Annotated in this window: 28 protein-coding genes and 2 pseudogenes; 3 read left to right on the top strand and 27 right to left on the bottom strand. The window is 42.7% G+C overall.

Annotated elements, in window-relative coordinates:
- Positions 1 to 110: 110 nt before the first annotated feature.
- The 8 genes from jag to ODU34_RS01285 all read right to left on the bottom strand — a co-directional run bounded on the left by jag (position 111) and on the right by ODU34_RS01285 (position 7,272).
- Entirely contained in the window at positions 111 to 1,106 is a 996-nt protein-coding gene (gene jag, locus ODU34_RS01320) for an RNA-binding cell elongation regulator Jag/EloR (protein WP_013730624.1), read from the bottom strand.
- Between the two features lie 19 nt (positions 1,107 to 1,125).
- Complete coding sequence (locus ODU34_RS01315; RefSeq protein ID WP_105095027.1) at positions 1,126 to 1,938, bottom strand: YidC/Oxa1 family membrane protein insertase; 813 nt, start codon at positions 1,936 to 1,938, stop codon at positions 1,126 to 1,128.
- Positions 1,922 to 2,281, bottom strand: coding sequence for a ribonuclease P protein component (rnpA, locus tag ODU34_RS01310; RefSeq protein WP_004194560.1), 360 nt, complete (start codon positions 2,279 to 2,281; stop codon positions 1,922 to 1,924). The genes ODU34_RS01315 and rnpA overlap by 17 nt, the downstream gene beginning before the upstream one ends.
- Positions 2,282 to 2,351: 70 nt before the next feature.
- Positions 2,352 to 3,746 (bottom strand): argininosuccinate lyase, encoded by a 1,395-nt coding sequence (gene argH, locus ODU34_RS01305; RefSeq protein ID WP_105178757.1) that lies wholly within the window; start codon positions 3,744 to 3,746, stop codon positions 2,352 to 2,354.
- Positions 3,747 to 3,759: 13 nt separating this feature from the next.
- Positions 3,760 to 4,953, bottom strand: coding sequence for an argininosuccinate synthase (locus tag ODU34_RS01300; protein ID WP_105178758.1), 1,194 nt, complete (start codon positions 4,951 to 4,953; stop codon positions 3,760 to 3,762).
- Positions 4,954 to 5,145: 192 nt separating this feature from the next.
- Positions 5,146 to 5,694, bottom strand: coding sequence for a hypothetical protein (locus ODU34_RS01295; protein ID WP_044669548.1), 549 nt, complete (start codon positions 5,692 to 5,694; stop codon positions 5,146 to 5,148).
- Positions 5,695 to 5,766: 72 nt separating this feature from the next.
- Entirely contained in the window at positions 5,767 to 6,291 is a 525-nt protein-coding gene (locus ODU34_RS01290; protein ID WP_044678061.1) for a transcription repressor NadR, read from the bottom strand.
- Between the two features lie 105 nt (positions 6,292 to 6,396).
- Positions 6,397 to 7,272 (bottom strand): VOC family protein, encoded by an 876-nt coding sequence (locus ODU34_RS01285; protein WP_105178759.1) that lies wholly within the window; start codon positions 7,270 to 7,272, stop codon positions 6,397 to 6,399.
- A gap of 120 nt (positions 7,273 to 7,392) precedes the next feature.
- Between ODU34_RS01285 and ODU34_RS01280 the strand changes: the two genes are divergently transcribed.
- Positions 7,393 to 7,935: an NUDIX domain-containing protein gene (locus tag ODU34_RS01280; protein WP_105178760.1), complete on the top strand. Its 543-nt coding sequence runs from the start codon at positions 7,393 to 7,395 to the stop codon at positions 7,933 to 7,935.
- Here the strand turns inward: ODU34_RS01280 and ODU34_RS01275 are convergent.
- The gene (locus ODU34_RS01275; protein ID WP_136647129.1) at positions 7,882 to 8,172 is read right to left on the bottom strand and encodes a hypothetical protein; all 291 of its coding nucleotides are present in this window, start codon (positions 8,170 to 8,172) and stop codon (positions 7,882 to 7,884) included. The two genes, ODU34_RS01280 and ODU34_RS01275, sit on opposite strands and share 54 nt — an antisense overlap.
- A 60-nt stretch (positions 8,173 to 8,232) precedes the next feature.
- Between ODU34_RS01275 and ODU34_RS01270 the strand changes: the two genes are divergently transcribed.
- Positions 8,233 to 8,586 carry a MerR family transcriptional regulator gene (locus tag ODU34_RS01270; protein WP_105178761.1) on the top strand — a complete coding sequence of 118 codons (354 nt, stop codon included), beginning with the start codon at positions 8,233 to 8,235 and terminating at the stop codon, positions 8,584 to 8,586.
- A 57-nt stretch (positions 8,587 to 8,643) separates the two neighbouring features.
- Here the strand turns inward: ODU34_RS01270 and gltX are convergent, their stop codons facing one another.
- The 18 genes and pseudogenes from gltX to ODU34_RS01180 form a co-directional block, all read right to left on the bottom strand.
- On the bottom strand, positions 8,644 to 10,098 hold the full coding sequence (gene gltX, locus ODU34_RS01265) for a glutamate--tRNA ligase (protein WP_105139661.1): 1,455 nt from the start codon (positions 10,096 to 10,098) through the stop codon (positions 8,644 to 8,646).
- Between the two features lie 376 nt (positions 10,099 to 10,474).
- Positions 10,475 to 10,831, bottom strand: a complete 357-nt coding sequence (locus tag ODU34_RS01260; RefSeq protein ID WP_398582916.1) for a hypothetical protein — start codon at positions 10,829 to 10,831, stop codon at positions 10,475 to 10,477.
- An 87-nt stretch (positions 10,832 to 10,918) separates the two neighbouring features.
- Positions 10,919 to 11,647: a hypothetical protein gene (locus tag ODU34_RS01255; protein ID WP_105178763.1), complete on the bottom strand. Its 729-nt coding sequence runs from the start codon at positions 11,645 to 11,647 to the stop codon at positions 10,919 to 10,921.
- Positions 11,640 to 11,930, bottom strand: a complete 291-nt coding sequence (locus ODU34_RS01250) for a hypothetical protein (protein WP_024411138.1) — start codon at positions 11,928 to 11,930, stop codon at positions 11,640 to 11,642. The genes ODU34_RS01255 and ODU34_RS01250 overlap by 8 nt, the downstream gene beginning before the upstream one ends.
- Entirely contained in the window at positions 11,930 to 12,340 is a 411-nt protein-coding gene (locus ODU34_RS01245; protein WP_105178764.1) for a hypothetical protein, read from the bottom strand. The genes ODU34_RS01250 and ODU34_RS01245 overlap by 1 nt, the downstream gene beginning before the upstream one ends.
- Positions 12,341 to 12,348: 8 nt before the next feature.
- Entirely contained in the window at positions 12,349 to 13,413 is a 1,065-nt protein-coding gene (locus ODU34_RS01240) for an SPFH domain-containing protein (protein ID WP_105178765.1), read from the bottom strand.
- A 110-nt stretch (positions 13,414 to 13,523) separates the two neighbouring features.
- On the bottom strand, positions 13,524 to 14,192 hold the full coding sequence (locus ODU34_RS01235; protein ID WP_238145901.1) for an MFS transporter: 669 nt from the start codon (positions 14,190 to 14,192) through the stop codon (positions 13,524 to 13,526).
- 3 nt (positions 14,193 to 14,195) lie between these two features.
- On the bottom strand, positions 14,196 to 14,744 hold the full coding sequence (locus tag ODU34_RS01230) for a hypothetical protein (protein ID WP_398578332.1): 549 nt from the start codon (positions 14,742 to 14,744) through the stop codon (positions 14,196 to 14,198).
- A 141-nt stretch (positions 14,745 to 14,885) separates the two neighbouring features.
- Positions 14,886 to 15,545 carry a LiaF transmembrane domain-containing protein gene (locus ODU34_RS01225; RefSeq protein WP_105178766.1) on the bottom strand — a complete coding sequence of 220 codons (660 nt, stop codon included), beginning with the start codon at positions 15,543 to 15,545 and terminating at the stop codon, positions 14,886 to 14,888.
- A 4-nt stretch (positions 15,546 to 15,549) separates the two neighbouring features.
- Positions 15,550 to 15,996, bottom strand: coding sequence for a LytTR family DNA-binding domain-containing protein (locus tag ODU34_RS01220; protein WP_105178767.1), 447 nt, complete (start codon positions 15,994 to 15,996; stop codon positions 15,550 to 15,552).
- A gap of 176 nt (positions 15,997 to 16,172) precedes the next feature.
- Positions 16,173 to 16,931, bottom strand: coding sequence for a TIGR00266 family protein (locus ODU34_RS01215; RefSeq protein WP_013730631.1), 759 nt, complete (start codon positions 16,929 to 16,931; stop codon positions 16,173 to 16,175).
- Positions 16,932 to 17,138: 207 nt separating this feature from the next.
- The gene (locus ODU34_RS01210) at positions 17,139 to 17,633 is read right to left on the bottom strand and encodes a carbonic anhydrase (protein ID WP_205014615.1); all 495 of its coding nucleotides are present in this window, start codon (positions 17,631 to 17,633) and stop codon (positions 17,139 to 17,141) included.
- Between the two features lie 122 nt (positions 17,634 to 17,755).
- Positions 17,756 to 19,117, bottom strand: coding sequence for a DNA repair protein RadA (radA, locus tag ODU34_RS01205; protein WP_398578326.1), 1,362 nt, complete (start codon positions 19,115 to 19,117; stop codon positions 17,756 to 17,758).
- 1 nt (position 19,118) lies between these two features.
- The gene (locus tag ODU34_RS01200) at positions 19,119 to 19,598 is read right to left on the bottom strand and encodes a hypothetical protein (protein ID WP_044761680.1); all 480 of its coding nucleotides are present in this window, start codon (positions 19,596 to 19,598) and stop codon (positions 19,119 to 19,121) included.
- A 2-nt stretch (positions 19,599 to 19,600) separates the two neighbouring features.
- Complete coding sequence (locus ODU34_RS01195) at positions 19,601 to 20,044, bottom strand: dUTP diphosphatase (protein WP_105178770.1); 444 nt, start codon at positions 20,042 to 20,044, stop codon at positions 19,601 to 19,603.
- Positions 20,045 to 20,062: 18 nt separating this feature from the next.
- Positions 20,063 to 20,494: pseudogene (rhuM, locus tag ODU34_RS01190) on the bottom strand (RhuM family protein); the annotation flags it as partial.
- Between the two features lie 163 nt (positions 20,495 to 20,657).
- Positions 20,658 to 21,212 (bottom strand): annotated as a pseudogene (locus ODU34_RS01185) (virulence RhuM family protein); the annotation flags it as partial.
- A gap of 282 nt (positions 21,213 to 21,494) precedes the next feature.
- Positions 21,495 to 22,364, bottom strand: a complete 870-nt coding sequence (locus ODU34_RS01180; RefSeq protein WP_238145903.1) for a helix-turn-helix domain-containing protein — start codon at positions 22,362 to 22,364, stop codon at positions 21,495 to 21,497.
- A gap of 336 nt (positions 22,365 to 22,700) precedes the next feature.
- Here ODU34_RS01180 and ODU34_RS01175 point away from each other — a divergent pair, with 336 nt between their 5' ends.
- Positions 22,701 to 22,985, top strand: a complete 285-nt coding sequence (locus ODU34_RS01175) for a lactococcin 972 family bacteriocin (protein WP_024384175.1) — start codon at positions 22,701 to 22,703, stop codon at positions 22,983 to 22,985.
- The last annotated feature ends 128 nt before the right edge of the window (positions 22,986 to 23,113 follow it).

Below are 23,113 nucleotides of genomic sequence, written 5' to 3'. Positions count from 1 at the left end.
ACTAAACATACCAAACTATTTTATATAAATTCTGTTCGTTTGTCAAGCTATTCTGCCATACTTTTAGGAAAGAATCAGAAAATCATTGAAAAAAGAGGACTAGCCTCTTTTTAATCATGATTCCCTTCAATATCTACAACGACATATCGGTTCGGCTCGCTACCTTCTGAATAGCTCGTCAAACCATCCATTTTAGAGATAATGCGGTGGATAATTTTACGTTCGCTACTTGACATCGGATCTGTATGGTAGGCTTCCTGCTCTGCCAAAACACGTTCTGCCAATTTTTGTGCGTAGCCTTGAAGAACCTCTGCGCGGTGTTCTACATAATCATTCACATTGATTGTAATATAGAAATTACGCTCATAACGGTTGTATAAGAAGTTCTGAGCCAAAAGTTGCAAAGCCTTTAAGACTTTTCCGTGATAACCGATAACACGACCTGGTTCATTGGTATCCACTTGAATATTGATTGTACGGCGATTATGACTTGTATCAATACGCGCCTCAACATCCATATCATCCAGAATTTCTTGTACATAAGCTGTCACTTCTGAAACAACTTGTTCAATATCATACTGGGGCTCAATCTTAATATCTAAATCAGCAAAATTATCTGCTTGATTTTCTGAGACGACTTCTTGATTTACGTCTTCCTTAGCAGATGTTGTTGCATCTGTAGTAGTTAGTAAATCTTCTGAAAGAATTTCAATCCGACCTGTTTCTTCCAAAATCGTTGTCGCTTCTTTTTCATTTTTCAAGATCTGCGCTTTAATATCATCATCAAGCGTTTGACCAGACTTTTCAAATTCTTTCACTGCTGCAACAACTTTTCCTAGGTCAATCGTAGCCTCTGAAACGCTTTTTACTGGTTCATTGAGGTCATTAATTTCACTTGGAACGCCACGAACTGCTTTCTGATTAGCCTTAACAACCGTTGTTTCATTGATGACATCAATATCCACAATCGCTGGCTTTTTACCGAAACCAAGGAAACCTTTTTTCTCACGCGCAACCACAGTAATATGTGCTTTTTTTCGAGGAATATTTAGCTCTACCAAGCCATTCTGGATGGCCTCTTCAACACTTGCTCCTGTAAATTTCATCTTCTCTCTCCTAGTTTTCCTATTTCTTTTTCTGTGCTTTTTTCTGTGCCCGTCGGATTTTTGCCTGACGTTCTTTTTCCGCATCAATTTTCGCTTGACGCTCTGCTATTATTTTAAACGGATTATTGAACACCAAGGTTTGAGCAACCTGATAGGCATTTGACACTGTCCAATACAAAGCCACCCCACTAGCAGCTGCCACAGCAAAGAAAAAGATCATCACGGGCATGACATAGGTCATAATTGTCATAGCCATATTCTTCTCAATTGCTGATTTATTGGTCAACCATGAGCTAAGGAATGTAAACACTGCAGCCAGAATCGGCAAAATAAAGAACGGATCCGGCTCCCCAAGATTTAACCAAAGGAAGTGACCTACTTTCAAGGCTTCAACACGTGTCAGAGCTTGAAAGAGGGCCAAAAGGATTGGCATTTGAATAAAGAGCGGAATCATGGACGCTCTCATGCTGACGCCATTCTCTTTGTAGAGAGCTTGCGTTGCTTCATAAAGCTGCTGGCGACTTTCCATATCCGTTCCTGGATACTCCGCTTGCAACTTTTTCAGCTGAGGTTGAAGCTCCTGCATCTTCCGTGAGGAATTCATCTGTATTTGGAACAAGGGCAACAGAAGGGTTCGAATTAAAATGGTAAAAAGTATAATACCGATTCCAATTTGACCGTTGATAGATAGGAACTGAATAATGCTGGCAAACCAGTAAATTAATCTATCCCACGCATCTGTAGATTGACTGGTCACTGGCCCTGTTCCGCAGGCTGTTAAAACAATTAGAGATACTACCAGTAGACCTGCCCATTTAACTTTCTTTTTCAATCACAACACCTTCCTGGTATAGTTTAGCTAGTTTCAAAACATGGATGAGGTTTTGCTTCATTTCTTGATAGGACAATTCCTCTACACCTTTTCGAGCAATGATAACAAAGTCATCTGCTACCAGTTGATGTTGGCATTCAATTAAGATGTGACGAATCCTGCGCTTAATCTTATTTCGCATGACAGCGTTTCCCAATTTTTTGCTGACAGATAAACCTACTCGGAAATGCTTTTGCTCTTTAGGTAATCGGTAGACAACAAACCTCCGATTGGCGACATTGTTTCCTTTTGTAAAAATGTCATTAAAATCTCGTTCACGCTTGACACGATAGCTTTTTTTCAAACTGCCACTCCATCTTTCAAAATTACTTCTATTATACCACAAAATTCAAAAAAGCCAATAAACATACCGTTTATAGGCTTTTTGCGTTCTGAATTTCCTCTTTGGCACTTTTCAACTGGTCTGCAATCGATTCAAAACCTGTCCCACCAAGGGAATTTCTACGACTGACAGCAACTTTGGAGGACAAGGCATCATAAATATCTGCTTGAATAAGAGGCGAAATAGCTTGATAGGTCTCAAACGATACATCCTGGAGATAGTGTCCTGCCTTGCTACATTCCAAGACCAGTTTTCCAACAATCTCATGCGCTTGGCGGAAGGGCATACCCTTGTTTGCTAGATAGTCTGCCAATTCAGTCGCATTGGAAAAGTCCTTCTCAGTTGATTGAGCCATTCTTTCCTTATGAACTGTCATAGATTGTAGCATACCTACCAAAATATCGATAGATACCAAAATTGTTTCCGCACTATCAAACATTCCCTCTTTGTCTTCCTGCAAATCCTTGTTATAAGTCAACGGTAAGGATTTCATGACTGTCAGTAGGCCAACTAAGTTCCCATAAACTCTACCTGTTTTCCCCCGAATCAGCTCAGCCATATCTGGATTTTTCTTCTGAGGCATGATGGAAGAACCTGTTGAAAAGGTATCCGATAGAGTAACGAATTGGTATTCATGTGAGCACCAATTAATGATTTCCTCACAGAGACGAGACATATGCATCATCAAAATGCTCGCATTTGATAGAAATTCCAGGATAAAATCACGGTCAGACACAGCATCGAGAGAATTACTATAGGGCTTGGCAAATCCCATTAAGTCCGAAGTTAGTTGACGGTCGATTGGAAATGTAGTTCCTGCCAATGCTGCCGCACCAAGTGGAGATATATCTGTATGCTGAATGTTGAATGCAAATCGCTCACTGTCTCGGCTGAACATGTTGTAGTAGGCCAATAAATGCTGGGCAAAGCTGATAGGTTGAGCATGTTGCAGATGGGTATAACCTGGCAGGATGGTTTCCACATGCTCCTGTGCAAGGTCTAGTAAAGTCTGACGTAGGTTGCTCAATTTGTCTACAGCTTGAAAGAGGGTGTCCTTCAGATAAAGGTGCATATCTGTCGCTACTTGATCGTTACGAGAACGAGCTGTGTGGAGTTTGCCTGCAACTGGGCCTATTTTCTCCGTCAATAGACTTTCGATATTCATGTGAATGTCTTCGTTACGAACATCAAACACCAACTTTCCAGCTTCATAGTCTGCCAACAATTCTTCCAGACCAGTTTGAATAGCCTGGGCTTCTTCAAGCTCGATAATCCCTGTGGCTCCAAGCATCTGTACATGAGCCAGTGAACCTTGAATATCATACTTGGCCAGTTTTTGGTCAAAGCGGATGGAAGCTCCGAATTCTTCAACCCATGCCTCAAGACTGGCTTCAAAGCGACCTCCCCATAATTTCTTTGCTTCCATACATTCCTACTTTCTAGTCTTTTTTATGAATTTCCGCATTGACCTTGGTTGGCAAGCCCCAAAGCTTGATAAAGCCGACTGCCGCATCCTGGTCAAAGGTATCTGCACTGGTATAGGTTGCCAAATCTTCATCATAAAGTGAATTTGGAGATTTTCTAGCAACTACTTTGGCTGACCCCTTATACAACTTGACTTTTGCAGTGCCGTTCACAACCGATTGAGTTGCTTGCAAATAAGCTTTTAATGCCTGAGTTGCAGGGTTGAACCACAAACCATTGTAAATCAAGTTAGAGAGTTCATTTGAAACAATCGGTTTGAAATGCGATACTTCCCGTACCAGGGTCAAATCTTCAATTTCCTTGTGGGCTGTCAGAAGGGTAATAGCACCTGGACACTCATAAATTTCACGTGACTTGATTCCGACTAGACGATTTTCCACATGGTCAATCCGACCTACGCCATGCTTACCAGCAATGACATTGAGTTTTTGAATGAGATTGGCTAGACTTAATTCTTCACCATTTACAGCAACGGGAATCCCTGCTTTAAACTCAATATCGACATACTCCGGAGTATCTGGTGCATTTTCTGGAGAAGTAGTGATGCCAAAGGCATCTTCTGGCGCTTCATTCCATGGATTTTCTAATACTCCGCACTCATTGGCACGACCCCAAAGGTTTTGGTCGACTGAGTAAGGACTGTCCAGGTCAGCTGGGACTGGAACACCATTTTCCTTGGCAAATATGATTTCTTCTTCACGCGCCCATTTCCATTCACGAACAGGAGCCACGACTTTCAAGCTTGGATCCAGGGCTGCAATGGCTACCTCAAACCGCACCTGGTCATTGCCCTTACCAGTACAGCCGTGGGCGATAGTGGTTGCTCCTGTCTTATGAGCCATTTCCACCAGCTTTTTAGAAATCAAGGGACGGCTGAGAGCTGATACCAGCGGATATTTTTGCTCATAGTAGGCATGGGCTTGTAGGGCTGGTAGGACATATTCTTGGGCGAATTCTTCTTTTACATCCAATACATGGGACTCAATAGCACCGATTGATAAGGCCTTATCATGAATAAAGTCGAGGTCCTTGCCCTCTCCAACATCCATACAAACCGCAATGACATCATAGTCTTTCTTCAACCAAGCAATTGCAACTGAAGTATCCAGGCCACCTGAATAAGCTAAGATTAATTTTTCTTTTGTCATAAACTTTCTCATTTCTATATATATTAGCAAATAAAACTTAGTGACTATTATAGTGTATATTTATACTTTTTGCAACATATTTATGCAAATTTTCTTAAAAAATGAATAAATATCGTACATTTCCAGAAAAATTTCCAAAAAAAGCTAGAGAATATTCTCCAGCTTCTAAAATATATTCCTCATCATAACTGATTATGGTTGATAAATTTTCCGTTCTTTTAACATTTTCCAGAAATAATAAGCTAAACTAAAATCAAGCAATCCATGAATAGCCGAACCAACACCCACCAAGCCAAGCATCGTTATCCAGTAGGTAGCAGAAGTTTGTTCCCCCGACGTAAGTACCATCACCACAATATATTCTCCTAGACCATGCAGGAGATTAAGCCCAATCCCTAATAGTAAAAAGCGCTTAGAGTCCATAAGAATCGGAAAACGCTTGACCAAGACCGCACCTAAGGTAAGGAAGAACAGATGCGTAAGCGCCCGAAATACAATAACGATTGGAAAACCAGCGAGGAAAAAGCCTAAACTGGAACCTAAAGCAACAAAAATAGCAGTAGCTGGTGAAATAAACATGGCTATAAACAAAGGAATGTGACTAGCAAGTGTATAGGATGCTGGGCCAATAATGATTTTAATCGGCATCATTAAAGGTATTAAAATGGCAAATGCGGTTAAAATTGCACTAATTGATAGCTGCTTAACTGAATTTTTAGATGATAGTGTTAATTGGGACATTAGGCACCTCTCTTTCTATTGGTTTGATTATAAAACAAAACCTTACAGGTGTCAAGACACCTGTAAGGTTTATTAGTTTTCTAGTAAAATACCTGCATGTTTTAAAGCTGCTGAAAGTTCATTATAGGCTTGCACAGATGGGAAAGAGACTGTATGTGTATGAACTCCTTCTGTTAAATTACTCAGTAACACACCTTGGTATTGACCCAAGGCATCCAAAAAATGATCCCTATCTTCTAAACTTGCAATATTCAGCTTGCCTGATAATAAGCCGTAAATGGGATGCTCAATTTCAACATCTAATATTTGAGCTCCACCCTCTAGCAAGATTGTCAATTCTTTTTCTACCTCTTCTGGACCATGTTGACAAGCTATCTTTCGAATGTAGGCTCCTTCAGTAGATGGTAAAGAAGATTGGAGCAAGTACCCTCTCGGAGTTGCCAAGACAGCTTCTCCCTCCGCACGAAGCAAGGCTACATCTCCAACAATTACTTGCCGACTCACTCCAAATTCTTTCGCCAGATAATTAGCTGCAAGGGGATCGAGGCTTTCTCGTAAAAGGGATAGGATTTTCTTACGTCGTTCTGTTGCTTTCATACACATTCCTTTCGTACACTTTTTTCCATTATATCAAAATTCCTGTAAATCAACCTTTCCTCAACCAAAAAACGGAAACTGCAGAGCAGTCTCCGTTATCATCTGCTAGTTTAGCAATGCTTGAATAGCCGCAATGTCCAAACGCTTCATGGTCATCACAGTCGCATTCACAGCCTTGACCTTTTCTGGACTTGCTGTATCGTATGCCTCCATCAAAATACGCGGCACAATTTGCCAGGAAATCCCAAATTGATCCTTGGCCCAGCCACAAATCTCCGCTTCTGGAACTGCCGACACTTTCTCATACCAGCTCTCCGCTTCTTCCTGACTGTCTACATAAACCATGAAGGAGAAGGCTTCGTTGAAAGAGGCCACGCCACCGTAGCCGTGATCCATAGCGATGATTTTTTGATCTCCGATGAACAGCTCCGCATAATTCAACTTGGCAGCCGCCACCGCTGCCTCACCTTCGCCATAGTAAGACAAGCGACCAAGACGAGCTTGAGGCAGCTTATCCTTGTAATAATCTAGCATAGGTTGGGCTAAACCGACCTGGTCCTGCGAGAAGAGTAGGCAGATGTCAAAGCTATAGGGCACATCCAAATCGGGTTCATACGAAAGCTGCCAAGACAGACCAAAGCGGTCTTCCAGCCAGACATAGTAAGGGCTGAAGGGATATTCTGCCAATGGCATAAGCACACGACCACCGTCTGATAGCGCCTCATAAAGACGGCTTACGTCGTCCTTACTAGCTACATTTACCATGAGCGACATAGACTCGTTGAGCTTAAAATACGGCCCTGCACTAATAGCCGCCAGGGTCATGTCCCTCAGTTGGAACTGAACCAAATCCGCATCACCTGATGGCGTATCCGTAATGGTATAGGTCCAGTCAATCTTGCCTCCGAAGAGTTCTACATAGAAAGCTACCGCTTCTTTTGCCTCTGTATCGTACCAGAGATGAGGGATAATGGCTTGCATTGATTTCTCCTTTGAGTTAGTAGCCCCAGTATATCACTTGTCCGTACAAAAACAAAACATGTTGCTTTGCACTTATAGATGTGCTATACTGAATAACTACAAAATTGACAGGAGAATGAAATGGAAACTTGGAACGCCTACACAGCCGACGGTCACTTGACCGACCACACCCTCACACGCGGAGAAGCCATTCCCGATGGTCTCTACCACCTAGTCGTCGAGTGCATCATCCGCCACCGCGACGGCAGCACCCTCTTCATGCAACGCGACAGCACCAAGCCCTCCTACCCTGACTATTATGAAGCAACAGCAGGAGGCTCGGCCTTGTTTGGGGAAATAGCAGAGCAAGCCATTGTACGCGAAGTCCGCGAGGAAACTGGCATTGAGCTGACAGCAACCCAACTCCGCCACCATACACACTTTGTCGCCCATGACGACCAGTGCCTCTTCCACTGCTACTGGGCTGAAACCGACTGGGACAAATCTGCCATCCAACTCCAAGCCGAAGAAACCAGCCACTACATCTGGGTCCCACAGGAAAAACTGAAAAATTTTCTGGAAACAGAGCTAGTCATTCCAAGGCAGAAGGACTATGTGGAGAGGTTGTTTTTAGAACAAGAACAGGGCAAGAGCGAGAATGAAACTCAGTACAACATGAGATAAAAAGTGACTGAGATGATTTTTCCCAAAAAGAATGCGACCACCAAAGACACGCACACCGCAAGCCAAGAATAAACCAAAAATAAATCCCCAAACTGTCCGCCAGCTCAACAAACTGAACAAGACTGGGCAGGCATATAAAGCTAGTAACCACTTGGGCATCTGCTTGCGATAAACCCAAGCAGACAGCGGCAATAACCCCAAATACAGCACAATCAAGCATTTAACAATAATGACCATAAATAACTCCTTTCCCCATCAATGTAACATGAGGGGGTAAGGCACTGTCAAGAGGAAATTATGAAAACAGGACAAGTCATGCAACAATACAGCATCAAACGTGATACGCTTCGCTTCTACATCGAACAAGAACTCTTACAACCTCAGCTGGTTAACGGTAACTACTACTGGAACGAAGAAGAAGTCAACAACCTAGAAAATATCCTAGGACTTCGCCAGTTAGGCCTATCTGTGAAAGCTATTATCCGTATCAAAGAACTTCACGACAGCAAATGCGGAACCCTCGAGCAACTAGAAGAAAACAAACTGGTCATACTGGATGAAATTGCCGACTGTGAAAAACAAATCCTCCTGCTCCAAGAACAGAAGGAAAATCTACTCCAGCAGATTGAGGAAAAATTACAGAATCTATAACAAAATCCCCGCCGTCACGAGACAGCGGGGATTCTTTAATAGTCTTAGATGATGACTTTACAAACTCTTCAACATATTATCAATATGCTGGATAGATTTTTCACGACCGAGTAGGTAAATGGTATTTGGCAACTCTGGTCCGTGCATTTCGCCTGAAACGGCGATACGGATTGGCATGAAGAGGTTTTTGCCCTTGATGCCTGTTTCTTTTTGAACAGCCTTGATTTGTGGGAAGATGTTATCTGGTTGGAAATCTTCGTCCGTCATAGCTTCCAATTTCTCCTTGAAGGCATTGAGGACAGTTGGGACGGTTTCGCCTGCCATAACTTCTTTTTCCTCATCAGTCAATTCTGGGAAATCAGAGAAGAAAAGGTCTGTCAACGGAACGATTTCATCCGCAGATGACATTTGTGGCTTGTAAAGTTCCACCAATTTTTCTGCCTTGTCTGTCAAGCGACCCGCTTCTTCCAAGAATGGCTTAGCAAGGTTGAAAATAGTTTCCAAATCAGCATTTTTGATATACTCATTGCTCATCCAGTCCATTTTCTTCTGGTCAAATGCTGCTGGTGACTTGCTGAGACGATTTTCATCAAAGAGTTGGATAAATTGCTCACGGGAGAAAATTTCCTCTTCACCACCAGGGTTCCAACCCAAGAGACCGATAAAGTTGAAAACAGCTTCAGGCATGTACCCTTTACGACGGTAATCTTCGATGAACTGAAGGGTGTTGGTATCACGTTTAGATAGCTTTTTACCAGTTTCTGAATTGATAATCAAAGTCATGTGACCAAATTCTGGAGCTTCCCAACCAAGTGCTTCATAGACCATGAGTTGCTTCGGTGTATTGGCAATGTGGTCATCTCCGCGGATAACGTGCGAGATTTCCATAAGGTGATCGTCAATCACCACGGCAAAGTTATAGGTTGGGTAACCGTCGCGTTTCTGGATAACCCAGTCACCACCTATATTACCACCTTCGAACTCGATTTCGCCCTTAACCATATCATTCCACTTGTAAATTCCAGCTTCGTTGACAGCCAAGCGAACAGTTGGGACAATGCCAGCCGCCTCACGCTCTGCCATGTAGGCTGCTTTTTCTTCTTCAGACATACCCAGGTATTCGTTGATGTAGCGAGGTGTTTCGCCCGCAGCTTCCTGACGCTCACGCTCCGCCGCCAATTCCTCTTCTGTCACGTAAGACTTGTAGGCCTTACCTTCTGCCAAAAGCTGATTAACATACTTTTGGTAAATATCCAAACGCTCTGATTGACGGTATTGCTCATGAGTTTCTGGACTCTCATCCCAGTCAATACCCAACCAACGCAGGTTTTCAAGCTGAGAACGCTCGCCGTCTTCCACATGGCGTTTGCGGTCTGTGTCTTCGATACGAATAAGGAAAGTACCGCCGTGATGACGGGCAAAAAGATAGTTGAACAATGCTGTACGGGCATTTCCGATATGCAAAAGTCCCGTTGGACTTGGTGCGTAACGCACACGAATTGGTTTAGTCATGTTTCTCTCCTGTAAAATTTTCATACTCAATGAAAATCGAATTCAGACTAGCTTCAACTATTAGGGAGATAGTTGAAGGTTGGAAATAGAGCGAACGAAGTTCGCATCAACTAAGAGGTGGATGAACCCGCTACTTTTTTGTTTTCGGGTAGCAGGCTGACAAGCTCCACTGGAGCTTGTCACTCATCAAGTCAAGTCAACGACGCCTGAATTTGATTTTCGAAGAGTAGCAATCAAGAACATTATAGCATAGATATGCATAAGAAAACAGAAAAATCAGCCTAGAGAGACTGATTTTGAGGTATTTTTCATGCTTTTGAGTTTTGGCTATCATTTAATCGAAAATAAACAATGGATAAACGAGGGCTTTGTACTACTATTCTATACGATAGCTATGTCCACAACTTACACAAGTGATAATGGTATCAAACAAGCCCTCAGCAGGCTTTCCACACGCCGGACAATAGACTCTCTTGGCCTCCAGGCGATAGGTAGTCTTCCTGATAAGTGATTGCCCTTCACTTTCTACAACATCTTCTTTCCGACTTTCATATGCCAAAACCTCTTTCAAACTTCTTCCCTGACGTCCTGTCCGAGGCGGGCGAAGTAAGATATAGAAAGATAGTGTGAAAAAGACAATAAAGGCTACCGTCACAATAATCAAAGCAGTACTTACTAAGGAAGGTACTGAAATTCCAGCCTCCTTTTTTCTTCTAAAAAAATCTAAAATCATCTGCCAGAGAAAAATTGTAGAGCCTAGCCAAATGATAAAAATGATAGGGAATCCAAATTTTGTTATCTCCAATCGATAGCGTCGCATCTAGGGCTCCTTTCTGGCAAGCCAAGCACCACAGTGGCTACACGATTGTCCTTGTCCTAATTCTAAAAAATTTTCTGCACTGCAAGATTCACAAATAACAAGATAGGTCTCTTCTGTAATCTGATAGTGTTCAAAGAGTTCAAAAAGTTCCCTTATCTGTGCTTGTGTTTTAACGCGTTCTTCTAATCGAGATTTTCGATAAGTTAATACACAACTGATTAGTATAATTACAATATAAAGAACTGCCACTCGTATAATCAAAGTTTTGACAATATTTGGCAATGTCATTTGACTACCCTCTGCTGAAACGACTAAGCAAAATAGGATTATCAAGGGTATCATCAGAGACATTGATAGATATTTCAGGTTATCCGTTGAAAAAAATTTGACAATATTTTCTACAACTGTCCGACCGCGTGGTTTAATCAACAATACTACCATTGCACCGATTATATAAACCGGATTGGGAAAACCAATCAAAAGCAAAAAAAGAGCTAATAATGGAAAGCATGCCAACACACCATCTGACGACAGCTTAAAGAGACGCATCGCGAGTAAGGGAATCCCAAATATGACCAAAAAGGTCACAATAAAGTTAAATACTAAAGAAATAGTATCAAGTCGCATATCTTGTGAAAATATTGTTGCGACTATACAATAGATCATCATTCCACTAAAAAGTAACCAACTACGAAATGCATCCCAGATTGATTTTAACGCTTTAAGCATGTGACTGTTCCTTTTTTTCTCTCAAGTAGTCTTTGTAACGTACTTTTCCTTGGTATATCTCATCCAATGCGTTAGCCTTCAGCTTGATGTTCTCTAAAACACCACAACTATAGTAAACAAAGGCTGCTAATGTGAAACCCGAAAAAGAGAATATTATCGTACCAACACTGAATTTAGAATCAAGAATAGTATCAGGAAAAGCATGAATAAGGAGGAGGAGGACCAAAATAGCATTAGCTAGTCCCATGAAGACTAAACTCAAAAAACGAAATAATTGATACATTAGTAGTCTCCTTGTTTTGGGGTAAAGACATCCTCACTATTATCTGCAATAATTTCTCTTCGAACCCTTCGATAGTGACTATCAGTTGCTGTCAAACTACCAATAATAGCTACACCACCAATAACAATAACTTCAACAATCCAAAAAACTCTGACAGAAATATAGTTGGAGATAAAAAGCATAATGCTTTGAAAAATAACCCAGATAACGGTTACGATATTGATGGGCAACCAGTCAGTAAAGTGTCGTTTAACTATTAGTTGCAGAAAAAACAGAAATTCCGATAAAACCAATAACCCCAATGCAATAAAATAAAGACCAATTTCCTTGTGAGGAATCAGAAGTCCCAAGGCCACCGTTGTAAGCATGACCAGCACTCCTGTCACATATATCCAAATATTTTTACTCATATTTCCTCCTAGCGTGACTGTCCACAGTTACTACAAAATTTAGCTCCGTCGGTAAAAGCCGTCCCACATTGACCACAGAATTTCGCTAAACTAACTGTAGGGCTGTTTTCAGAATTTATCGTTTTTTCTGTTTGTATTGGTATCTGAGGCTGTTGAGCAGAATGAGCTCCCTGTCCCAAATTTCCCATAAGTGTTCCAAAATTTGCTCCCATTCCGAGCCCCATGGAAACTCCCATGCCAGCTCCCATAAGATTCCCTGCGGAACCTTCATTTTGTGCCGCTTTTTCTAGAACATCAAATTGGCGCTCTTCTTGATAACTGTATCCCTCAATCTCCCGAGTGCTACGCTCCCCTTTTGCACTAAGAACTTGTTTATGGAATCGAAACCCTTCCTTGTACCCCTCACTATCTTGGTTTACTTTCAAGGCTTCAATATTAAATTCTTGTACAGAAATTCCATATTTAGCAAAACGATTGCTTAAAAGCTCTGATAACCCTTGAGCAATATCATGGCTATGCATTTCAATATCAATTGTAGCAATTCGACTATTCGCAACAACTTGAGAAATACCTGATGTAATCGTCCCGATAGCCGCCTGTCTGAAACGCTTCTGAAATACTTCTGCCGTAATAACATCTGGATGACTCGGCATAAATTCTAAAATAAATGTTTCTAAGTCTATGATTCTTGGTATAAAATTTCCATGTGTTTTTAATTCAACAGGAATTTGACTTTCTGGATCGCGAACTAGTATCGGTGAAGGAGTCCCCCAGCCAATCGGCTGTAAATCATACATGTTAACAAACCATAGGAAAGATGAATCTGGTGACACACCGCCACTAACAAACGACTTGAGTTTTGCTAGTCCCTGAGTATTATTCCCCTCAATTTTATGCTTCCCTTCTTCGTAAGATGCAACAGCTCGTCCATTTGAGAAGAAGACTGCTCGTTGACCTGGATTAACAATTAAGGTTGTTCCCGGCTTCATATTTTTATTAGGGTGCCGCCATGCAAGAATATTTCTGGTATCTTCTCCTTCATACCTCACAACTTCAAAAAGATTTAATGACATAATATCTCCTTTTCCATTAGGAAAGGCTTGGCTGGTAAGTCAAGCCTTGTTATATGTAGTATAACAAGCGATTTGTCAAGTATTTAGCTGCGATAATTCCTTTTTTATTCCTAATTTTGAGGTGTTTTTTGGTTACATGCCAGCCAGTAGAGGACATAGAGGACTAACAAGCCAGTTGCCGTTAGGAAAAGTCCGCTAATCTGATTGACAGTCAATACCAAGACCAGACCTGATACCAGCAGTCGAGTAAAGGCTTGACCTAGCATAAAATAGGTTGACACCGCTCCGCCAATGGTCGCCAACTGCTCCTCTGGCATAGAATTGACAAACTTAGCGTTAAACTTAGGTCCACTAGCTCCAGAGCTAATCCCCATAGTTGTAAGGAAGAAGAAAATAATTGGCAGTTGATGTAGCAACATTCCGACAAAAACGCCAAGAAGAGAGAAAGTGGCGGCCACTTCAAGCGTAACCATGCTGGTCTTTTTGAAAAGGGTAAAGACCAAGGTCGAACCCAAGATATTGCCGACAAAGAAGATCAGAATGGTCAGGGCAAGAGTTGTTTCAACATTGAGGAAAACGAGGCCTGGGTCTTCGCTAATCAGCAGGACCAGAATAGGATAAAGAATCGCTCCGCAGGCGTTGATAATGGGGCTGGTAATCAGGACCAGGCGGAACTCGGGAATCTTGCGAAGCACCACGATGGCTTGCTTGAATGAAGCTAAAATGCTCGGACCTTTGGTTTCTGACTCGGGCTGGCTCGGCTGCTCTGCTATTTTCAAAGGCTACTCCGTCAGGAGTTTGCGAAAGGCTGGCGTCAACAGCTGCATGATGAGGAGGGAGGCTAAAAAGGTGCCGGCGTTGAGAAAGGCCAGGTTTTGGTAGGAGAGGAGGCCGACCAAGAGGGCAGAGAGGGCCTGAGAGGCGATGTTGAAAAGGCTGGTCACGGTTTGGCGAAAAGCCGAGTACTGCTCCCGCTCTTCCTTGGGCGCTACGCGCAATCCCAGAGGTGTATATAGGCCGTTTTCATAGAAGCCAGCGAAGTCTGCAAAGACATTGAAAGTTGCAGCCACCACGACAATCCAGAGGGCTGGCTCAAAGCCCATGCAGAATCCGAGGATGAGGTAGAGAAGGACACGGAAGAGAAGGGTCAGCTTGATAGTGCTGATTTTGTTGACCGTCTTGTCTGCCAGATAGCCTGTGAAGAGGCCCATAAAGCTAGGAAAGATTTCTGAGAAGGTCACAATCGCCAGCGCCAGACGGCTGTTGGGCACCAGTAAAACATAGTTCATCAGGGCCAGATAATAGACCACATCGCCAAAATTGGACAGCATATCCGCCGTCAATACCCATAGGTATGTAGCATTTTTCAAAATCTTTTTCATGATAATCCCTTTCTTTGCTTATTTTTCAGAATATTCAGACTTTTTATCTTGCAGAGGAGCCTGGATAGACTTTCCTCTGTGAATATTCTTTTACATAGAGTAAATATTTAATGTAGAAAATGCCATATCACCCGTTACCAAGAGAACCTTTTCTTTTGGATCAGATGCATAGTTGTTAGTTGTTGACATGGCGCTATCCAACTCTACTACTGCTTGCCAGTCAGCAGGCAGGTAGAGTGTGATATTTGAGAAGGCAGCATCAATATGAAAATCTGCCTGATCACCCAGAATCACTGCCTGATCAAAATAGACCGTACTAGATCCAAAGGCTACATCAACACTATCATGGATAAAATTTTCCTCATGAATGTAACGAGTAGAGGAGCCAAAAGCTGTATCGCGTCCCTTATCGCCAATCACTCCTGTGACAACTCCATGAGCCAGTCTACGCTTCTTCGGCTTAAGCATCAGTTTCAAGCCAAGGCAAAGAAGAACAAGCGATAGAACCATATTCCAAGTCCCAAACTTCACCCAATCGTAAACCGAGTTCACCGCTATAAAAGCCAGACCGAAACAAAAGATACTGGCAAGCCAATCCTGCTTCACCAAACGGTGAAAACCCGTCACAAAGGTTAAAACAAACCAAACAGTTGTCCAAAACGGCATGGCCAGATGTAAGCCTAAGGAATCCCTTAGCAATACCAAGACCGCTAATCCAATCACTAAACAACCTATCATAAAACGTTTCATCTTCCTACCTCATTTCCTGTAACTTTTCTTTTAATAAATGGTAATAATGTCGCGACACGTGAACTTCCTTGTGAGTTTTATAGAAGGAAATCCGACTGGTCCCCGAGAAGGACTTATCTAGCGAATAGACTACCTTGCTATTGACAATGGTTGACTTAGCTACCCGACAAAAGTAGATAGGCAAATACTCCTCAAGTTCATAGAGTTTCATCTTAACCTCATAGGCATCATCGCCTGTATGAGCAAAAATCTTGGTTCCGTCCGTTTCAAAGAAAAGTATGTCACCCAATGAAAGAAAATACTCGCTGCTCCCCTTGTAAAAAACAAGCGAGGGACGACTAGCTTGTTGCAAAGCTTGCTGAATCTGTTCAATCTCTGGTCCCAGCTGACTGGTTCGGATAACAACTTCAAGCTGATCTAAGCTGTCATCAAATTCAATCCTAACTTTCATAGCTCCCTCCTTTTTGATAGCTCTATTATACCAGTTCGACATCCAATTACAAGGGCATTTCAGTAAGTGGCAAAATTAGACAGGTAAGTGGTAGAAATAAACTAAGAAAAGTCCCTTGCATTGCGCGAGGGACCTAATTTTTATTATATGATTTTGAAAATTGCAGAGTTTTTTTCTTAAAAAATCGCATCCAGCAATGATGTGCTTCCACCACCACCGTCACCACCTGCACCGACAATATGATTGCCAATGACCTGAGCAAAGGTCTCAATGTTCAAGCTCTGTACATAGATTTCTCCATAACCTGTAAAGGTATTAACGATTCCTTCACCTGTACCGATAGATTGGAGGAAACCATTTTCCATATGGATATTGTAGTCCAAATCACGACTCCAAGCAACCACATGAGCATTGTCAATGGTGATACTTCCACCATCCAAAGTTAGCTTCTTAATAGAACCAAATGCATTCGCCAAAAGTGTTCCGCGCCCCTCTGTCGTCATCACAAAGAGGCCGCCCTGACCGCCAAAGAAAGCTTTTCCAACACTCTGGCGTTCCATTTTATATTGAGCAGAACCATCAAGGGCAAGGAAGGCACCATCATTTAGTCGATACTGCTCTGCACCAAGTTCCAAGGCAATAACCTGACCTGGCGTTGAAGGCGCAAGTGCAATTTTTCCGTCGTCGCTATTGGAAATGGCTTGCGTGATAAACATAGATTCGCCTGATACCATTGACCGACCGATGGCCCCCATCAATTTACCAAAACCTGAACCACCACGCGCATTGAGCTTAGTATTCAAGGTTACACTCGGCGTATGATAGACCATGCTCCCTTGTTGAATATAAGCTGATTCACCAGCTTCCAAGGCGATTTCCACCAAAGGAAACTGCATATTACTATCGATAGTATATTTCATCCGATTGTCTGACATAGTTGACTCCTATTTTTTACGAAAGGTCCTGTTAACCACAGGATAGCCATAATAAACCAAGAACAAGCTAAAATAAACCAAGTATCATTTATCTCTTTATTTGTTCTGTTGTGATAATACAATTTTATCTCATTCAAAAAAACTTGTCAAGGATTTCTCGGCCATTCAGATAAAATTTACAGGAAAAACCGAATTTCCTGAGCATTCCTATATAACTTCTGTCATACGCCCCGTATCCACATCATAAACCGCACCAAAAATTTCAACGTCGTCAGGTATGAGCGGAGATTGTTTCAAGAGAGCAATGTCCTCCCGCACGCTTTCCTCAACATCGGTAAAAGGTAGGAAGTCCTGACCGCTGACATTAACCTGCAAATCCCGCTTGAGTTGGGCCGCAAAATCCTCATTGGTAAAGGTCTGTGCACCGCAGTCTGTATGGTGGAGTACCACGATTTCCCTTGTGCCGAGCTGCTGCTGGGAAATGACTAGCGAGCGAATCATGTCCTCCGTCACGCGCCCACCCGCATTCCGCAGGATATGAGCATCACCCAGAGCCAAGCCCAAGGCCTGCGCCACGTGAAGCCGTGAGTCCATACAGGTCACGATAGCCACCTTTGTCTTTGGACGAAGAGGCAAATGGTAATCACCATGCAGGTCAACATAGGCCTTGTTGGCCTTCATAAAGTTTTGAAAATAAGACATAGGACCTCCTTGTCTGATGAGAATTTCTGAAATTTTCAGAAATAGGTTAGACCTAGCTTATCACATTCCCGACTATTTGTCGCAAAAAGAGGAGCGACTAGCTGTCACTCCCGAAGATTTCATCAGTTGAATACTTTCTGCAAGACTTCGCCAATGGCGGTCACACCGATAACCGTGATTTCCTTGGGCACCTTGATACCTGTCAGAGAATTTTTGGGGGCATAGACCTTGGTAAAGCCCAATTTAGCGGCTTCGTTAAGCCGTTGTTCAATCCGATTGACGCGGCGGATTTCACCTGTCAGGCCTATCTCGCCTATAAAGCACTCTTGTGGGTTGGTAGGCTTATCCTTGTAACTGGAGGCAAGGGCAACTGCGACCGCTAGGTCAATAGCTGGCTCATCCAGTTTGACACCACCTGCTGATTTGAGGTAGGCATCTTGGTTTTGGAGGAGCAGGCCTGCCCGTTTTTCCAAAACCGCCATAATCAAGCTGGCACGATTGAAATCCAAGCCTGTCGTGGTCCGCTTGGCATTGCCAAACATGGTCGGAGTCACCAGGGCCTGCACTTCGGCAAGGATAGGGCGGGTGCCCTCCATGGTCACGACAATGGCAGAGCCAGTCGCCCCGTCCAGACGCTCTTCCAGAAAGACCTCGCTAGGATTGAGGACTTCGACCAAACCCTGCGACTGCATTTCAAAAATGCCGATTTCGTTGGTGGAGCCAAAGCGGTTTTTGACCGCCCGCAAGATACGGAAGGTGTGCTGCCGCTCGCCCTCAAAATAGAGAACTGTGTCCACCATGTGCTCCAAGGTCCGCGGTCCAGCCAGGGTTCCTTCCTTGGTCATGTGGCCGACGATGAATGTTGCGATGTTGTTGGTCTTGGCAATCTGCATGAGTTCATTGGTCACTTCACGGACCTGACTGACAGAGCCTTGCACGCTGGAGATGTCAGGGCTCATAATTGTCTGGATAGAGTCGATAATCAGGAAATCTGGTTTTATCTTCTCAATCTCGGTCCGAATGCTCTGCATATTGGTCTCCGCATAGAGATAGAACTCGCTGTCGATGTCCCCCAGACGCTCCGCTCGCAACTTAATCTGCTGGGCAGACTCTTCCCCCGACACATAGAGGACGGTGCCAATGGTCGAAAGCTGGGTAGATACCTGTAAGAGCAGGGTGGATTTCCCAATCCCTGGATCGCCTCCGATCAGGACCAGACTGCCTGGCACCACACCACCTCCGAGGACACGGTTGAACTCCTCCATGTTAGTCTTGGTGCGAACCACTTGAATAGAGGAAACTTCATTGAGTTTCATGGGACGGGTCTTCTCACCTGTCAGGCTGACCCGCTCGTTCTTGACTTCGGCGACCTCCACTTCCTCAACAAAGCTAGACCAGGAGCCACAGTTGGGGCAACGGCCCAGATACTTGGGCGAGTGATACTCGCAGGATTGACAGACAAAGGTTGTTTTTTTCTTAGCCACTCTAACTCTCCTTTTTACGTAAAACACTTAAACTACCATCATCAACATGGACGTAGTAGCGACCATCCTCACTGAAACCATAGATGTAAGGTAAATAAGATTTATAAATCAAGCACGGCTCCTGCTCTGCCAATTTCCAAAAAATAGAGCAAATCGGATATGGGCCTGACGGGTCAACATAAGTCTGAATCGCAACTCCCGACTGATTTGTCTGAGGAAGACTACCGCCGTATTGACCAGCGATGCTAACAGGTTTCTCTACCCCTTCACAGAATACCAGTAGCTCTTCCTCATCGTAATCGCCAACAACCTTTGTCACCTGACCGTCTAACAACTCGATTATCGAAATGTATTCACCAGAAACACAGATTAAGCGGTCTTGGTCGGGCAAAAATCCAAGATAAAGAAAACCACCAATACTTCTCTCAAAAATCAGCTCATAACCTTGACAGAATTTTTCTTGAAAATTTATCAGCCCCACTCTTAATCACCCGTCGAGCCAAATCCGCCCGTCCGAACGCCGTCGGCCTGGTCGCCGTCAGCCAAGAGGAAGGGTGCAAAAACAGCCTGTACGATTCGATCGCCTGCTTCCACCACGACAGTTTCCTCTGTGATGTTTCGCATCTGGGCAAAGATATGACCTTCATTAGCTGGATTGCCGTAGTAGTCACCATCGATGACCCCAACCGAGTTAATCAAAACCAGCCCCTTCTTGCGAGGGTTGGACGAACGGTCGTAGAGATAGAGGACTTCGTTGGCCTGCATATAGGCCTTGACACCCGTTGGAACCAGCTTAATCTCACCTGGCTCCAAGCTAACCCTCTCTGCAGCCTTCAGGTCGTAGCCTGCTGCGTGGGCTGTCTCACGTTTTGGCAATAAATTTTCATCAGTAAACTGGCTGACCAGTTCGAATCCACGGATTTTCATATTTTTCCTTTCGAATGCTTATTTTGAGGATAAATCTTCTAGTAATTTTTCAAAATCAGAATTTATCTTTTGGGTTTTATTAAAAATTGCATATTCTGACCGAGCTTTCTCCTTGGCTGACTGCCTTGTAATTTGACCATACCCCTCTAAAAGTTCATAATCTTGAAAGGCTAAAAATCGGTCAATACTATCTGCCAAATCTTGCATGGTCTGAGTTTTTCCTTGCTCAATTTGTCGCTCCAGATAGTCAAAGTAGCCCGAAATACTACGTTCCAGCGAACGAATTTCCTTTTCGTTCAGATAATTTTTAGCCACAAGAGCGTCCGATTGCAAAATACGTCCGTCAGGAGAGTGCTTCCAGGTTACCAACCCCATGTTCGCTTTGGTGTGGTCTGCCTTTTCATAAATAATTTCTGCAGCTGTTTTACCTGTAATCGCATAATGAAATTTAGAACCTGTATTCACAAGTAAAGTGCTTTTAGATAAGAGATCGTTTTTCGCTAATCAAGGCAGTTTTTTGAGGGAATACTGACTGTATTTTGAAAAAAACTAACGATGAGGAGCTGAAAAACTAGCCTTAGATGGAAGTGCTGAACTGTGAATACAGGTTCTTACTTTGCACATGAGCATAGAATTGCTTAGTCATCAAGCTATTAGCGTCATAATCAATCGCAATCTCTGCAAAAATATCTGTGATTTGTAACCAAATTCGTCGTTCACTAGCACGGATAGAACGAACTCGTTCTAAGAGCTCACGGAAATAATCTTTTTCCAACAGGTTTTCGCCTTGCTTCAAACGCTCATCATCCATGGCAAAACCTTTAATCATGTATTCTCGAAGCACAGTTGTTGCCCACTGCCTAAACTTAGTAGCCTTTTGAGAATTGACACGATAACCGACGGAAATGATGGCATCGAGATTGTAATAGCTAGTTAGATAATTTTTACCATCACTTGCAGTTGTTTCCATTTTGGAAATAACTGAATGCTCATCTAGTTCGCCTTCTTCAAAAATATTTTTCAAATGTTTGCTGATAGCTGGCACACCAACATCAAATAGTCTTGCCATTTCCTTTTGACTGGCCCAAATCGTCTCGTCACTGACAATAACACTAGCCTTTTCTTGGTCATTTTCTGCTCGGTAAATTAAAAATTGTAATTCCTTCATATTTGCCTCTTTGGTTATTTAGGGTTCATTCCCTACTACAAATTCATTCGCATTTTTTGTCACAAATGCAAAAAGTGTTGTTAAGGGAAAGGCATACTCGTCATCAAAGCGGGCTGCACGTAGCCACAAGTCTTGGTCAACCTTACGGAGATAGACACTATGTAGGAAGTAAACTCATATCCCAACCATAGGTCTATTATACACTAATTCGGCAAAGCCTGCGATTTTCAGCAAAAAACACCTGACGGACAGGTGTTACTACTATAAACTAGCTCAAGTGATTCAATCCTTTTCCGAGCCAAAAATCTCCCAATACTCCTCAACTTCTTTCTCCAAATGTTCAACCATTTCTAGCAAGTCTGCAGCTCGGAGAATGGCAAGCCCCTTATCTACCATCCCGCTATCCTGCTGAAAGATACCCATGCGAACATTGGCCATGCCTACATAATCAATCCGCATACTTTCCTGAGCCATGGCATAAACTCTCTCCATTACTGAAACACAAAGTTGATACTCCCTATTTTTCAGTAAAACGGTCGATAGATTATAGAGAAAAGCAAACTGGCTAACCTGTACATCTCTGAAGTCCTTATACTTGTCCAAGGAAAGCAAGATTTTATCTACAAAGCCTTTCAAATGAGATACAGGAATGATCGGAAGCACCAACCCCAACTTACGAAAATCCGCTAAATACCAAGTGTCTGACTTCTCCAATTCCTTCCAAAGTGCTTGCCCCAACTGTCTGGTTCGCTCCCCATCTCCTGTTTGATAAATGGATAAGATTAAGCGTAATTGCTGCTCAATTCGTTGAACTCGTATATCTTCTTGCTTCTTCAAATACTGCTCTACTTGATATAAAAAATCATGACAACCTAATTCAGAAAAAAATTGTCCTCTCAGATTTTCAAAGCGATGGATGATAGACGAACGCTCCGAAGGCTGATAGGCATGGCAGATATAGTCAAACTCTGCAAAGGTCATATCCAACTGACGAAGAATATGGGAAAAGTGAGCAATGGTCGGGTATTCTTTGTTGTTTTCAATTTTTGATAGGGTTGTCCGTGACAAAGCCTTCCCACAAACTTCCTGCTGGCTAAGCCCTTTTGATTTGCGAATCTCTTTTAAGACTGTTCCAAAATCCCACCTCATCATAACCTCCTAAAACTGTGAGAGATGTTTACGTTTTCATCAATCACATTTACTACATGATACCATAATAGTAAATAAAAACAAACAAAATGATAGGAGGTCCTCTTATGAAAACTTGGAAAAACTATCTTTTACTTTTAACTTACTCAGCCATCTTACTAACGCCTCAACTTTTAGGGGGTGGATGGAATCTGATTATACCAATTATCAATAAATAAATAAGATACCACCATCTCACCACTCTGGAAAGGAGGAAAAAGACTGGAAACTATATGTTGAGTGGAGGGGGTGGGAAAGCTAATCTTAAAAATAAAAATACACTTAGGAAGGAAAATTATCATGAAAAAGTTTGCTAAATTAGGTTTTGCCTTGGGAATTGCTTGTAGTTTAATGGTATCCACAGTCGCCTTTGCAGATTTTGTCGATGGTGGCGAATGGCATTATGGAGTTGGATGGACAGGAACCTACGGGTATTCCAACTACCATCATCCAACACGTTCTCATACCGCTACTGTAAAAAATGGGCAACATGAAAACCGTCAACGCCAAGGCGCAGGTATTTGGGCAAAAGCATCTATTACCAAAATCCCACCAACTGGCATGGAATATTTCTATGGTTTTTGATATGCACTAAAATTAGTTTTCCACAGACCATGAAATTAAGAGAAAAACGATTACCATGCTCAGAAATGTTTGATAGTAGGGTAATCGGGAACAACTGTTACTCATCAATTGCTAAATGACTGATAGTC

This window comes from Streptococcus sp. 2018WUSS126 (assembly GCF_044427425.1).
GTDB classification, from domain to species: domain Bacteria; phylum Bacillota; class Bacilli; order Lactobacillales; family Streptococcaceae; genus Streptococcus; species Streptococcus hashimotonensis.
This window is presented reverse-complemented; position numbering and strand designations above follow the sequence as displayed.

Excerpts from the sequence above, each read along its gene's own strand:
- ODU34_RS01260 (WP_398582916.1), bottom strand. The coding sequence starts at position 10,831 with ATGATTTTAGATTTTTTTAGAAGAAAAAAGGAGGCTGGAATTTCAGTA.
- argH (WP_105178757.1), bottom strand. The coding sequence starts at position 3,746 with ATGGAAGCAAAGAAATTATGGGGAGGTCGCTTTGAAGCCAGTCTTGAG.
- ODU34_RS01215 (WP_013730631.1), bottom strand. The coding sequence starts at position 16,931 with ATGTCAGACAATCGGATGAAATATACTATCGATAGTAATATGCAGTTT.
- ODU34_RS01250 (WP_024411138.1), bottom strand. The coding sequence starts at position 11,930 with ATGTATCAATTATTTCGTTTTTTGAGTTTAGTCTTCATGGGACTAGCT.
- ODU34_RS01195 (WP_105178770.1), bottom strand. The coding sequence starts at position 20,044 with ATGAAAATCCGTGGATTCGAACTGGTCAGCCAGTTTACTGATGAAAAT.
- ODU34_RS01295 (WP_044669548.1), bottom strand. The coding sequence starts at position 5,694 with ATGTCCCAATTAACACTATCATCTAAAAATTCAGTTAAGCAGCTATCA.
- ODU34_RS01300 (WP_105178758.1), bottom strand. The coding sequence starts at position 4,953 with ATGACAAAAGAAAAATTAATCTTAGCTTATTCAGGTGGCCTGGATACT.
- ODU34_RS01225 (WP_105178766.1), bottom strand. The coding sequence starts at position 15,545 with ATGAAACGTTTTATGATAGGTTGTTTAGTGATTGGATTAGCGGTCTTG.
- ODU34_RS01175 (WP_024384175.1), top strand. The coding sequence starts at position 22,701 with ATGAAAAAGTTTGCTAAATTAGGTTTTGCCTTGGGAATTGCTTGTAGT.
- ODU34_RS01275 (WP_136647129.1), bottom strand. The coding sequence starts at position 8,172 with ATGGTCATTATTGTTAAATGCTTGATTGTGCTGTATTTGGGGTTATTG.
- ODU34_RS01220 (WP_105178767.1), bottom strand. The coding sequence starts at position 15,996 with ATGAAAGTTAGGATTGAATTTGATGACAGCTTAGATCAGCTTGAAGTT.
- ODU34_RS01280 (WP_105178760.1), top strand. The coding sequence starts at position 7,393 with ATGGAAACTTGGAACGCCTACACAGCCGACGGTCACTTGACCGACCAC.
- ODU34_RS01285 (WP_105178759.1), bottom strand. The coding sequence starts at position 7,272 with ATGCAAGCCATTATCCCTCATCTCTGGTACGATACAGAGGCAAAAGAA.
- ODU34_RS01210 (WP_205014615.1), bottom strand. The coding sequence starts at position 17,633 with ATGTCTTATTTTCAAAACTTTATGAAGGCCAACAAGGCCTATGTTGAC.
- ODU34_RS01255 (WP_105178763.1), bottom strand. The coding sequence starts at position 11,647 with ATGCTTAAAGCGTTAAAATCAATCTGGGATGCATTTCGTAGTTGGTTA.
- ODU34_RS01240 (WP_105178765.1), bottom strand. The coding sequence starts at position 13,413 with ATGTCATTAAATCTTTTTGAAGTTGTGAGGTATGAAGGAGAAGATACC.
- gltX (WP_105139661.1), bottom strand. The coding sequence starts at position 10,098 with ATGACTAAACCAATTCGTGTGCGTTACGCACCAAGTCCAACGGGACTT.
- ODU34_RS01245 (WP_105178764.1), bottom strand. The coding sequence starts at position 12,340 with ATGAGTAAAAATATTTGGATATATGTGACAGGAGTGCTGGTCATGCTT.
- ODU34_RS01180 (WP_238145903.1), bottom strand. The coding sequence starts at position 22,364 with ATGATGAGGTGGGATTTTGGAACAGTCTTAAAAGAGATTCGCAAATCA.
- ODU34_RS01290 (WP_044678061.1), bottom strand. The coding sequence starts at position 6,291 with ATGAAAGCAACAGAACGACGTAAGAAAATCCTATCCCTTTTACGAGAA.
- ODU34_RS01230 (WP_398578332.1), bottom strand. The coding sequence starts at position 14,744 with ATGCTGTCCAATTTTGGCGATGTGGTCTATTATCTGGCCCTGATGAAC.
- jag (WP_013730624.1), bottom strand. The coding sequence starts at position 1,106 with ATGAAATTTACAGGAGCAAGTGTTGAAGAGGCCATCCAGAATGGCTTG.
- ODU34_RS01270 (WP_105178761.1), top strand. The coding sequence starts at position 8,233 with ATGAAAACAGGACAAGTCATGCAACAATACAGCATCAAACGTGATACG.